This window comes from Paracoccus sp. PAMC 22219, assembly GCF_000787695.1.
In the GTDB taxonomy this organism is placed as follows: domain Bacteria; phylum Pseudomonadota; class Alphaproteobacteria; order Rhodobacterales; family Rhodobacteraceae; genus Paracoccus.
Genome location: NZ_BBPH01000223.1, coordinates 1 through 12,099, shown reverse-complemented (window position 1 = coordinate 12,099; position 12,099 = coordinate 1). Strand labels below are relative to the sequence as shown.

The 12,099-nt window shown below is 68.2% G+C and carries 9 protein-coding genes and 4 pseudogenes; 9 read left to right on the top strand and 4 right to left on the bottom strand.

Annotated features, from left to right (window positions below):
• The 3 genes and pseudogenes from TY51_RS19100 to map all read right to left on the bottom strand — a co-directional run.
• Positions 1 to 579, bottom strand: a pseudogene (locus TY51_RS19100) (ABC transporter substrate-binding protein); the annotation flags it as partial.
• The gene (locus TY51_RS19095) at positions 576 to 1,157 is read right to left on the bottom strand and encodes an ANTAR domain-containing response regulator (protein ID WP_042252824.1); all 582 of its coding nucleotides are present in this window, start codon (positions 1,155 to 1,157) and stop codon (positions 576 to 578) included. The pseudogene TY51_RS19100 and the gene TY51_RS19095, both read right to left, overlap by 4 nt.
• Before the next feature lie 103 nt (positions 1,158 to 1,260).
• Positions 1,261 to 2,010, bottom strand: coding sequence for a type I methionyl aminopeptidase (map, locus tag TY51_RS19090; RefSeq protein WP_042252823.1), 750 nt, complete (start codon positions 2,008 to 2,010; stop codon positions 1,261 to 1,263).
• A gap of 117 nt (positions 2,011 to 2,127) precedes the next feature.
• Here map and TY51_RS19085 point away from each other — a divergent pair.
• From TY51_RS19085 to TY51_RS23780, 8 genes and pseudogenes are all read left to right on the top strand, one after another.
• Positions 2,128 to 2,819, top strand: a pseudogene (locus TY51_RS19085) (GntR family transcriptional regulator).
• Between the two features lie 37 nt (positions 2,820 to 2,856).
• Positions 2,857 to 3,822 carry a TRAP transporter substrate-binding protein gene (locus TY51_RS19080; RefSeq protein ID WP_042252821.1) on the top strand — a complete coding sequence of 322 codons (966 nt, stop codon included), beginning with the start codon at positions 2,857 to 2,859 and terminating at the stop codon, positions 3,820 to 3,822.
• 50 nt (positions 3,823 to 3,872) lie between these two features.
• Entirely contained in the window at positions 3,873 to 4,373 is a 501-nt protein-coding gene (locus TY51_RS19075; RefSeq protein WP_042252820.1) for a TRAP transporter small permease, read from the top strand.
• Positions 4,373 to 5,650: a TRAP transporter large permease gene (locus tag TY51_RS19070; protein ID WP_042252818.1), complete on the top strand. Its 1,278-nt coding sequence runs from the start codon at positions 4,373 to 4,375 to the stop codon at positions 5,648 to 5,650. Before TY51_RS19075 ends, TY51_RS19070 begins: the two co-directional genes overlap by 1 nt.
• A 9-nt stretch (positions 5,651 to 5,659) precedes the next feature.
• Complete coding sequence (locus tag TY51_RS19065; protein ID WP_042252817.1) at positions 5,660 to 6,733, top strand: L-idonate 5-dehydrogenase; 1,074 nt, start codon at positions 5,660 to 5,662, stop codon at positions 6,731 to 6,733.
• Positions 6,730 to 7,947: a mannonate dehydratase gene (gene uxuA, locus TY51_RS19060; protein WP_042252815.1), complete on the top strand. Its 1,218-nt coding sequence runs from the start codon at positions 6,730 to 6,732 to the stop codon at positions 7,945 to 7,947. The genes TY51_RS19065 and uxuA overlap by 4 nt, the downstream gene beginning before the upstream one ends.
• Before the next feature lie 69 nt (positions 7,948 to 8,016).
• Positions 8,017 to 8,508 (top strand): DUF4172 domain-containing protein, encoded by a 492-nt coding sequence (locus TY51_RS23785; protein ID WP_231559152.1) that lies wholly within the window; start codon positions 8,017 to 8,019, stop codon positions 8,506 to 8,508.
• A complete protein-coding gene (locus tag TY51_RS23780; RefSeq protein ID WP_231559151.1) occupies positions 8,505 to 9,089 on the top strand; it encodes a Fic family protein in 585 nt (194 codons plus the stop codon). The genes TY51_RS23785 and TY51_RS23780 overlap by 4 nt, the downstream gene beginning before the upstream one ends.
• Here the strand turns inward: TY51_RS23780 and TY51_RS19050 are convergent.
• Positions 9,086 to 10,250 (bottom strand): annotated as a pseudogene (locus TY51_RS19050) (replication initiation protein). The gene TY51_RS23780 and the pseudogene TY51_RS19050 sit on opposite strands and share 4 nt — an antisense overlap.
• Positions 10,251 to 10,768: 518 nt before the next feature.
• Between TY51_RS19050 and TY51_RS19045 the strand changes: the two are divergent.
• Positions 10,769 to 12,099 (top strand): annotated as a pseudogene (locus TY51_RS19045) (AAA family ATPase); the annotation flags it as partial.

The window sequence follows — 12,099 nt, the reverse complement described above, 5'->3', positions numbered from 1 at the left end:
GCCCACGCCGCGTCCACCGCGCGCGACGCCCAGGGCTCTCCGACGCATAGGCGTCGACCTCTCCGGCGGCCAGCGCATCGGCCATCAGCGGGCGGCGGCACTGTGTGGATGGACAGCCGCCCCGCCAGCGCGGTCCCGTCCAGCCAGTGCCGCACCAGCTCGGCTTGGGTCGAGAACGGGAACGGCACCCCACCGCAGCGGCCCCGGATGCGCGCGGTCCAAGGCATCGCGCGCCGCCCGCGGGTCGCGGAAATCGAACCCGTGGCCCTGCTCGCGCAGCCGCGCGGCGATCGCCCGCGACACCGCGATGGCCTGCCCGCCCTGCGACAGGATCATCAGCAGGTCCAGGTCGGGGAAGGCCGGGCCCAGCCCCAGCCCCTGCGCGATGGGCAGCGGCACCAGCATGTGCGCCGCGACCACGGCTCCGGTGCCCAGCATGTCGCGGCATTGCGCCCAACTGCCCGCGCGGACCAGGTCCAGGTCCAGCGCCTCCTCGGCGGCGAAACCCAGTTCGCGGGCGATGATCAGGGGCGCGGCATCGGTGAGGGGGACATAGCCAAGGCGCAGGCGGTCGGTCATGTCAGCAGCCCCGCCGCCATCACCAGCTGCTGGGCGATGTCGGCCACGCGGCGCTTCTGGTCCATCGCGGTCTTGCGCAGCAGGACGTATGCCGCCTCCTCGTCGATGCCGCGCGCCTTCATCAGGATGGCCTTGGCGCGGTCGATGATCTTGCGCTCCTCCAGCGCGGCCTTGGTGGCGGCCAGTTCGGCGCGCATCTTGTGGAACAGGTGGAACCGCGCGATGGCCGCGTCCAGGATCGGCTTGATCCGGTCGCGCTGCAGCCCGTCGACGACATAGGCGGACACGCCCGCCTCGATCGCGGCGCGGGTCAGCTGTTCGTCGGACCGGTCCACGAACATCGCAACCGGCCGGTCCAGCGGCCCCGAGGCCAGCGCCAGCTCCTCCAGCACGTCGCGCGACGGGTCGGCCACGTCGATCAGCACGATGTCGGGCTGTGCCTGCGCGATGCGCCGCGCCAGGCCCGTCTGCTCGGCAATGACGGTGATCTGGTGGTCGCCGGACGCACGCAGCCCGTCGACGATCCTGATCGCCCGGTCCCGGTCGCGTTCGACCACGATGATTGACAGCCGCTCCATCCCGCCACTGACGACCGCGCGCGGAGCGATGGCAAGCCCCGCCCGCCCGCGCCGGGGGGTGCTGCAGCAAACTGCCCGATCCGTGGGCAGCCGTCCGGGGCGGTCAGTGCGGCAGGGTGACGATGATCGCGCCGCGGTCGGTGGCGACGACGGTGTGTTCGTATTGCACGACGGGCGCGCGCGGCTGGCTGAACAGGGTCCATTCGTCACGCCCCTCGGCGGCGCGCACACCGCCGCGCGACAGGAACGGCTCGACCGTCAGGACCAGGCCGCGATCGATGCGGCGGTGGTCGCCCTTGGTGGGCCAGGTGGCGATGACCTCGGGCACCTCGTGCAGGGCGCGGCCCACGCCGTGGCTGGCCAGGTTGCGGATCAGCGTATAGCCGCGGGCGGCGGCGAACCGGCCGATGGCGTTGCCGATCCCGTCCAGCGGCTTGTCGGCGCCCACCTGCGCGATGCCGACCTGCATCGCGCGCCGACCGTCGCGGCACAGCCGGTCGATGGCGGGCGCCACCGCGCCCATGCCGAAACTGGCCCCGGTATCGGCAAAGAACCCGTCCCTGGACGCGGATACGTCGATGTTGACCAGATCGCCCGCGGCGATCACCCGGTCGCCGGGAATGCCGTGGGCGATCTCCTCGTTGACGCTGATGCAGGTCGCGCCGGGAAAGCCATAGGTCGCCTCGGGCGCGGGCACGGCGCCCTCGCGCTCCAGCAGGGCGCGGCCGATGCCGTCCAGTTCGCGCGTGGTCATGCCCGGCTCCATTGCACCGGCCATCGTCTGCAGGGTCGTGGCCACGATGCGGCCGATGGCCTGCAACCCCTCCAGCTCGTCCTGATTCGTGACCGTCATCACGCCCTCCGTGTCCGTTCCGGCCCAGCATAGCGCGCCCACCCGCACCCGGCATCCCGAAAACGCCCTTTACTGGTATGGTAGTATAGTGTATCAACGGCGGCGGAGGAGATCACCATGGCCACGCCGTTCCGGACCCGCCCCGAGCCGCTGCCCCAGACCCGCGTCAACGCGGCGTCGCAGCTGGCCGACCGGTTGCGCGCGGCGATCATGGACAACGTCCTGCCCCCCGACACCCGCCTGTCCGAGGTCGAGACCGCCCAGCAATACGGCGTCAGCCGCCAGCCCGTCCGCGAGGCGTTCATCGCGCTGGCGGCCCAGGGCCTGCTGGACGTGCGCGCGCAGCGGGGGACCTTCGTCACGCGCATTTCGCTGGCGGCCGTGATGGACGCGCGCTTCGTGCGCGAGGCGATCGAGGCCGACATCGTCAAGCTGCTGGCCGCCGACCCGGACCCCGCGCTGATCGCCGATCTGGACGGGCAGCTGACCCGCCAGATGGACCTGATCGGCGGCTCGGCCCGCGATTTCATCGACGCGGACGAGCTATTCCACCGCACCTTGGCCGAAGCGCCGGCAAGGCCAGCGCCTGGCGCGTTGTGGTCGAGATGAAGGCCCAGATGGATCGCGTGCGCTTTCTGTCCAGCCGGCATTTCCCCGTCGACCGCCTGATCGACCAGCATCGCGCGCTGGTCGCGGGCATCCGGGCGGGCGACGCGCCCCGCGCCGAGGCCGCCATCCGCACCCACCTGCGCGGCATCCTGGACGACCTGCCGGTCATCCGGGCTGACTGCCCCGACTATTTCACCTGATCCCGGCCCCGCCGGACAATCCTTGGAGGAGGACACCATGACACCGACCCGCATGATCGCCATCACCCTGGCCGCGGCCCTGACCACCAGCACTGCGATGGCCGCCGACGTCACGCTGAAGCTGGGCCACCTGGCCAACGAGGAGAACATCTGGCACCAGGCCGCCCTGCATTTCGCCGAAGAGGTCGCCGCCGGCACCGAAGGCCGGGTCGAGGTCCAGGTGTTCCCCAACGAATCCCTGGGCAAGGAGATCGACGTCATCAACGGCATGCAGCTGGGCACCGCCGACATGACCATCACCGGCGAGAGCCTGCAGAACTGGGCGCCCAAGGCCGCGCTGCTGGCGCTGCCCTATGCCTACCGCTCGCTGGAGCACATGGACGACGTCGCCGCGGGCGAGATCGGCGACCAGATCGAGGCCGAGATCATCGCCAATGCCGACATCCGCCCCCTGACCTATTTCGCGCGCGGCCCGCGCAACCTGTCGGCCAACCGCCCCATCACCACCCCGGCCGAGCTGAACGGCTTCAAGCTGCGGGTGCCCAACGTGCCGCTGTTCGTGACCGCCTGGCAGGCGCTTGGCGCGAACCCCACGCCGATGGCCTTCTCCGAGGTGTTCACCTCGTTGCAGAACGGCACGATCGAGGGGCAGGAAAACCCGCTGGCGCTGTTCCAGTCCGGCGGCTTCTACGAGGTGCAGAAGACCGTGAACCTGACCGAACACGTCCGGTCCTGGATCTATCTGACCATCTCTGAGAACGCCTGGAACAAGCTGTCCGAGGCCGACCAGGCCGCCGTGCAGGCCGCCGCCGACAGCACCCAGGAATTCGAACGCGCGCTGTTCATGGCCGACGAACAGGAACTGGTCGCCGAACTGGAAGCCGCTGGCGTCACCTTCGTCGAGGTCGACCAGCAGGCCTTTGCCGATGCCGCCCGCGACGCGGTGATCGGTGCCGTGGCCGCGGACATCCGCCCGCTGGCCGAACAGATCTTCAACAACTGATGGCAAGGCGGCGGGGCAATTTGGCCCCGTCCGCCCCCCGGAGACATCCCATGACACAGGCATTCAAGGGGTTGGAGGGGCTGTGCCGCCTTCTGATCCTCGCGGCGTTCCTGCTTTTGTCGGCATCGGTCCTGCTGCAGGTCTTTGCACGCACCTTCCTGTCCACCGCCCCCGTCTGGACCGAGGAACTGACCCGGTTCTGCCTGATCTACATCGGCGCCTTCGGGGCCGGGCTGGCACTGCGCAGCGGCGACATGGTGAACGTGGACCTTCTGTGCGAAAGCCTGCCGGGCCGCTGGCCGTGGCTGTTGCGGCTGACCAGCGCGGTGCTGACCGCGCTCTTCGCCTGCGGCCTGCTGGCGGCGGCGTGGCAATACACCCGCGTGGGCGTGCGCCAGACCGCGCCGTCCTTGGGATGGCGGATGGATTTCCTGCACGCCTCGATGCTGGTCCTGTTCGCGACGCTTGGCCTGTGGGCGCTGATGCGCGTCTTCGAAATGCTGACCGGCCGCCATGACGGGCGCGCCATCCCGATATCGGAGGACCTGTGATGGGACTGACCCTGCTTCTGGGCGTGTTCGTGCTGGGGCTGGCCATCGGCCTGCCGGTGGCGGTGACGCTTGGCCTGTCATCCATGGCCTATCTGCTGTTCGCGGACATCCCCTTGGTGGTGATCCCGCAAAAGATGTACGCTGGCATGGACAGCTTTGTGCTGCTGTGCATTCCGGGCTTCATCCTGGCGGGCAACCTGATGAATTCGGGCGGCATCACCGAACGCATCATCCGCTTTGCCAACGCGCTGGTCGGATGGATGCGCGGCGGGCTGGCGCAGGCCAACATCGCGGCCTCCATGCTGTTCGGCGGCATCTCGGGCACGGCGGTGGCCGACGTGGCCTCGGTCGGCGGCATGATGATCCCCGGCATGAAACGCGCGGGCTATCCCGGTGCATTTTCCGCCGCCGTCACCGCGGCGTCGTCGACGGTGGGGCCGATGATCCCGCCAAGCGTGCCGATGATCATCGTGGGCTCGCTGTCGGGCATGTCGGTGGGCAAGCTGTTTCTGGGCGGCGCCATTCCGGGCATCCTGATGGGGCTTGCGATGATGGTCACCACCGTCATCCTGGCCCGCAAGCACGGCTTTCCCCGCGAACCCTGGCAGGGCCTGCGCGAACTGTTCACCTCGTTCACCGGGGCGATCTGGGCCATCGCCATGACGGTGCTGATCGTGGGCGGGCTTCTGACCGGCATCACCACCCCCACCGAAACCGCCATCGTGGCCTGCCTTTACGCGATGCTGGTGGGCCTGTTCATCTATCGCGAACTGCCCCTGCGGGCGATCCCGCGGATCATCACCAATAGCGCCATCAGCTCTGCCGGGATCCTGGTGCTGGTGGGCACGGCCAACGTCTTTGGCTGGATCCTGGTGTCGGAACGCATCCCGCAGATGCTGGCCGACGGGGTGCTGTCCATCACCGACAACAAGTTCCTGGTGATCCTGCTGATCAACCTGCTGCTGCTGTTCGTCGGCATGTTCATGGAAACCATCGCGGCGCTGATCATCCTGTTCGTGCCCCTGCAGACGCTGGCCCTGGCCGTGGGCATCGATCCGCTGCATTTCGCGGTCTTCGCGGTGATGAACCTGATGATCGGGCTGACCACGCCGCCGGTGGGGGTGTGCCTGTTCGTGGCCGCCAACATCGCGCGCCTGCCACTGTCGCCGGTGATCCGGGCGATCACGCCCTATATCATCACGAACCTGATCATGCTGCTGATGGTTAGCTATTTCCCGCCGCTGTCCACCTGGCTGCCCAACCGCCTGATGCCGTAAGAGGGCACCATGACCCAGACCCGATGCGTCCGCCTGAACGGCCAGGACGACCTGACCATCGCCACCGCCGACCTGCCTGACCCAGGCCCGGATCAGGTCCGCGTCGCCGTCCTGGCGGGCGGCATCTGCGGATCGGACCTGCATTACTGGCAGGACGGCGGCATCGGCACCATCCGCGTGCGCGAACCGATCATCCTGGGCCACGAGGCTGCGGGCCGGGTCGAGGCCGTGGGCCCGGACGTGACCGGGCTGGCCGTGGGCCAGCTGGTCGCGATGAACCCCTCGCATCCCTGCGGGACCTGCGAGTTCTGCCAGACAGGCCTGCCGCATCACTGCATGGCGATGCGGTTCAAGGGATCGGCGATGTATCTGCCGCACGAACAGGGGATGTTCCGCGACGCCATGACCATCGGCGCCGCGCAATGCCATCCCCTGCCCGACACCGTCACCCCCGGCGCCGCCGCCTGCGCGGAACCGCTGGCCGTGTGCCTGCACGCCGCCAACCGGGCCGAGGCGATCGCCGGCCCCCTGACCGGCAAGACCGTGCTGGTCACGGGCGCAGGTCCCATCGGCGCGCTGTGCGTGGCGGTGGCCCGCCTGCGCGGGGCCGCGACGATCATCGTGACCGACATCCAGGACGCGACGCTGGCCGTCGCGCTCCGGATGGGCGCCGACCACGCCGTGAACCCCGTGGCCGACCCGCAGGGGCTGGCCCTCTGGCAACAGGGCAAGGGTCGGGTCGATCTGGTCTTCGAATGCTCGGCGGCAGCATCTGCCATCCGCGACGCGGTGGCCTGCCTGCGCCCGCTTGGCGCGCTGGTCCAGGTCGGCGTCGCGGGGCCCACGCCCCTGCCCCTGAACCTGATGGTCGGCAAGGAGATCCTGTTCGCGGGCTCTCACCGGTTCGACACGGAATTCGCCGATGCCGTCGCGCTGATCGGCACGGGCGCCATCGACCCGCGCCCGATCATCACCGCCACCTTCCCGATGACCCAGGCCGATGCGGCGTTCCGCACCGCCTACGACCGCGCGCAATCGGTCAAGGTCCAACTTTCCTTCGCTGACAGAGAGACCCAATCATGAGACAGACCTGGCGCTGGTTCGGACCCAAGGACCTGGTGTCCGTCGACGACATGCTGCAGGCGGGCGTCCAAGGCGTCGTGACCGCCCTGCACCACGTCCCCACCGGACAGGTCTGGCAGCCCGACCAGATCGCGGAACGCCAGGCCCAGCTGGCCGTGATGCGCGACGGCGCCCCCTCCGGCCTCGCATGGGAGGTCGTCGAGAGCCTGCCCGTATCCGAGGACATCAAGCGCCAGACCGGCGACTGGCGCGCCCATGTCGAGGCCTGGAAGACCTCGATGCGCAACCTGCACGCCGCGGGCCTGCGGGTCATCTGCTACAACTTCATGCCGATCCTGGACTGGACGCGGACCGACCTGGCCTACAGGCTGCCCAATGGCGCGACCTGCATGCGCTATGACGCGATCGATTTCGCGGCCTTCGACCTGTTCATCCTGCAGCGCCGCGGGGCCGCCGACAACTATGCCCCGCAGGTCGCCGAAACTGCCCGCGCGCGGCTGGCCACCATGTCGGACGACCGCCGCGACCAGCTGACCGGCAACGTGGTCTTCGGCCTGCCCGGCGCCGCCGAACGCATGACCTTGGACGACGTCAAGGACCACCTGGCGCGCTACGACGACATCAGCCCCGCCCGCCTGCGCGCCCATCTGGTCGATTTCCTGGCCGAGGTGACGCCCCTGGCGCAGGAGCTGGGCATGCGCCTGTGCTGCCACCCCGACGATCCGCCCTTTCCGCTGCTGGGCCTGCCCCGCATCATGTCGACCGAGGCCGACTATCGCGCCGTCATGGATGCGGTCGACCTGTCCGCCAACGGCATCACGCTGTGCACCGGATCGCTTGGCGCGCGCGCCGACAACGACCTGCCCGGCATGATGGCCCGCATGGGCGACCGCGTGCATTTCCTGCACCTGCGCAACGTCGCGCTGGAGGAGACCCATCTGGGCGGGTCCTTCCACGAGGCCGCTCATCTTGAGGGCAATACCAACATGGTCGCGATGATCGCCGCCATCCTGGCGGAGGAGAGCCGCCGCCGCGTACAGGGTCGCGCCGACTGGCAGATCCCCTTCCGCCCCGACCACGGCCAGGACATTCTGGACGACCAGTCCCGCAAGGCGCAGCCCGGCTATCCCGCCATCGGGCGGCTGAAAGGCCTGGCCGAACTGCGCGGCATCGAAACCGCGCTGTCCCATCCGCTGGTGGCGCAACGCGGCTGAGGCGATTGCGCGGGTTATTCGCATCATGAAACGCCTTGTCATGATGCGAATAACCGCCATAATCCCCTCATGCAGATCTGGGAAAGCCATGCCTGGCCGAATTTCCGCCACGACCCGTCCCTGACCGAAGGGCGGCTGGCGGCGTTTTCCGCACGTCTTGGCGCCATCACCGGCCTGCACCACGCCCTGACCCCCGACGAACGGCGCGAGGCCTTCCTGCGCGCCGTCACCACCGAGGCCGTCGCCTCCTTCGCGATCGAGGGGGCCAGCCTGCCCGCGGCCCAGGTCCAGGCCTCGGTCGTGGCGTCGATGGCCCATCGCGGCGCCGAACCCGTGCGGCGCAGCGACGCCATCGCCGACCTGATGCTGCAGGCCCGCGCGGGCGGGCCGCCCTTGGACACGCCCACCCTGTGGCACTGGCACCGCCTGCTGTTCCACGGGCTGGAGGTCGAGGACAAGGGCCGCTGGCGCCGCTTTGCCATAATCATCACCCGCAGCGCGACCGCCGGCCGGGACGAGGTCCTCTATGCCGCCCCCCCGCCGACCGCGTCCCCGCAATGATGGACGATTTTCTGACGGCCCTGCAGACCGACGGCCGCCCCGCCCCGATCCGCGCGGCGCTGGCGCATCTGTGGTTCGAATCCATCCACCCCTTCTCGGACGGCAACGGTCGGCTTGGCCGCGCTCTGGTCGAACATGTCTTCGCGCGCGACGGGGCCGCCCTGCCCTTCTCGCTGTCGCGCCAGATAGAGGCCGACAAGCGCGGCTATTACGCGGCGCTGCAGGCCGGGCGACAGGTGGCGGGCGGCGCGATCGATGCGACCCCCTTCGTGCTGTGGTTCCTGGACCGGCTGATCGCGGGGGTCGACGATGCGGTCACTGATGCCCGCTTCCTGGTCGCGCGCAACGCCTTCTTCCTGCGCCACCGCCCCGCACCACGCGCCGAACGCGTCCTGCGCCGCCTGTTCGCCGAAGGCCCGGCCCGCGTGGCCCAAGGCATCTCGGCCGCCCCCTACGGGCGCATCGCGGGCGTCTCTGCCGCGACCGCCACGCGCGATCTGACCGAACTGGAAGCCGCCGGAATCCTGCGCCGCGGCCCCGAAGGCGGCCGCTCGACCCGCTATCTGCTGGTCATGCCCTAGCCGAACAGACCCGGCGACATGTCCTCCCAGAACGCCCCGATCCGGGCGGCGTTCAGCGGCGACATCCAGCGTGGCGCTCGAAATCGGCGCGCGCGGCGCGGTCGGTCAGCTGGCTCAGGAACAGCCGCCGGTCGGCGTCGCGCTGCGTCGGCGTGCGCTGGCGGATCACCTCCAGGATGCGGCGCAGCCGTTCGGCCTGCGGGTTGGGCGGCTCGACCGTCACCGGGTCGGGCGCACCGAAATCCCCGTCCAGCGCGGCGCTGAGGTATCCCACCTTGCTGACCACGTTCCGCCGCGCCTCGACATAATCCAGCTTGGCCGCCACGACCTCCTCGCCATGCGCCGACAGCCATTGCCGCGCCAACCGGTCGCTGACGCCAAGCGCGCGCAGCCGGACATAGACCTCGCCGTGGCGCGCCCCCTCGCCGTCGTCCATGTCCAGGATCGCCAGCTGCGGGTTCTCCTTGATCAGGAACCGGATATGGGTGACCGCCCTGCCCTGCTTCTTGGTCTCGGGCGTCAGGATGATGTTGCTGGTCTTGTTCACCTCGGTCACGGCGGGCTTGATGATCTTGGCGTTCAGCTGCTTGAACACCTCGTAATAGGCCGACCCCTCGACCCCCATCAGCCGCCGGAACAGGTCCAGCGGCCACCACCCCGTCGATCCGGTCCGCACAAAGCGATAGCAGTTCTCGTACAGCGCCAGCGCATGCCCGGAGGTGAACCGCCGCTGCATGTTCAGGTTGATCAGCGCGAACACCTTGGGGTCGTGCAGCTTCTCGGCAAGCGCCGGGGAATAGGCGTATTCGCAGATCCCGCCCTTCAGCTTGGCATAGCTCAGCAGGCTGGACACGCCCCATTCCTGTCGGCCCTTGTCGTCCAGCATGTCCCATTCCGCGACGGTCTCCACCAGCCCGCGCAGCGACTGCTTCAGCGTGTCCATGTCGTTGCTGTTGTACCCGATCATCAGGCACAGGTCCGCGCGTCGATCTGATGGCTGGGCCGCGACATCAGCGTGTCATAGGCATTGAGCAGCAGCACGTTGGACAGCTTGCGCTGCAGCAGCGTCAGCTTGCCCGACACATGGATCGCCGCCACGTGCTTCTTGACCGCACCACGTCTAAGCGCGCCGGACAGCTGGTCGCGGGGAATATCGTCCATGAGGTCTGCCATTGTCCTGCCTGCCCCCATGCTGCCGCAAAAGGAACCCTCCGGCAACAGCCTTTCAGGCACCCTTGCCCTGATTTTTGCGGTCCCGCAGACGGGCACCTTGGCAGGCGGCGGCGGGCCAAAGGAACCCATTTCCGGGATCGCGCGGGCCATGAAATGCCCTCCTGCAGGGTTTTTCGGGTCCAAACAGGCCCCTCCCGTTCCCCGGCACCCCTCAACCCGCGAATCGGCGCCCTTCCCCCCGTTCGCGGGCACCCCTCATCCCGCAGAAGGGTCCCCTTCGCCCCGTATCCGGGTCCCTGATTAGGCACAGGTTATTGAAATATCAGGAATCATCATTCGCAAAGACTCTAAAGTCCCTAAACAAGATACAAGCTTTATGGGGCTGCTTTTCCTGATTTGGATAAGGTTTCGCGGCGAAACCGGGCAATTCTGTTCCCAACTGCCTATCGATGTGCGATAGAAAGTGCAGTACGCCTCGGAACACGATACATCGCAGCAGGAACGAGATGTCAGGCAAAGAGCCGCTTCCCCCCTATTTCAGCATAGACCCCGCCCGTGCCGCAAAGCGCCTGTCAGAGCCCATCGGCACCGCCCGATTCGCCAAGGCCGCAGCCTTCGCTGCCCGCGGGCGGCAGGACCTGGCAGAGCGCGGCTATGCCCCCGACGGGCGCAAGCGCCTGCGCCGCTTTTCCACTTGGGAGATCTGCCGCTATCTGATCCCCGTCGCAACCGCGCATTTCCGCCGCGTGCTGCGCAAGAACCCCGACCTGCCCCAAGGCGTCGGCGAGGGGAACTCGAAATGGTTCACCCTGGACGACGTCCTGCGCCTGCGCGACCACTTCGCCGAGGAAGGTGCCGCCGACCGCGAATACCGCCCGTGGCGTCCCGAGGGCCTACCGGCCAAGATCTTGGCGTCGCGAACTTCAAGGGCGGCGTCGGCAAGACGTCGACCGCCGCCCATCTGGCCATGTCCGCGGCACTGGACGGCTACAAGGTGCTGGTCATCGACCTGGACAGCCAAGGCAGCATGACCTCGATCATGGGCGGGCAGGTCACGGACGAATGGTCCACCGCCTTCCCACTGCTGGCCAAGGACTATGCCCTTGCTTTGCAAGATGAAAACCGCGTCCGCGAGGCCCGCAACCAGCCCCCCCTGCCCTTCGACGAGACCCTGACCGAGGCGCTCAAGATCGGCGCCCGCGACCTGATCCAGAAGACTCACTGGCCCAATATCGACCTGCTCGGCGCGCAGCTGAACCTGTACTGGGCTGAATTCCAGGTGCCGGTCTGGCGGATGGGCCTGCGCGGCTGGCCGCTGTGGGACGCGCTGTCGAACGGGCTGACCCATGACGGGGTGGTGGACGATTATGACATCATCATCATCGACACGCCCCCTGCCCTTGGCTACCTGACGATCAACGCCTTGGCTGCTGCCGATATCCTGCTGGTGCCCTTGGGTGCGACCTTCCTGGAGTTCGATTCGACGGGCCGGTTCTTCGACATGCTCTACTCCACCTTCGCCAGCGTCGAGGATGGAGAGAATACCGCCCGTCGCCGCGACGGCCTGCCCGAGATGCGGTTTGAATGGGATGCCGTCCGCGCCATCATCACCCGCTTCGAGGCCGGTCAGCAGACCGATCTGGCCAATGTGATCCAGGCCTATTTCGGCGATTTTATGACCACCTATCGTCAGGAACTGACCGCCATGGTGGGCCAGGCCGGAGAGCAGGTGAACGGCATCTACGAGGCCGACTACCGCGAGTTCAACCGCGACACTTATGTCCGGGGGCGCGAGACGTTCGACCGCACCTGGGCCGAGGTCAAGGAGCTGATCCTG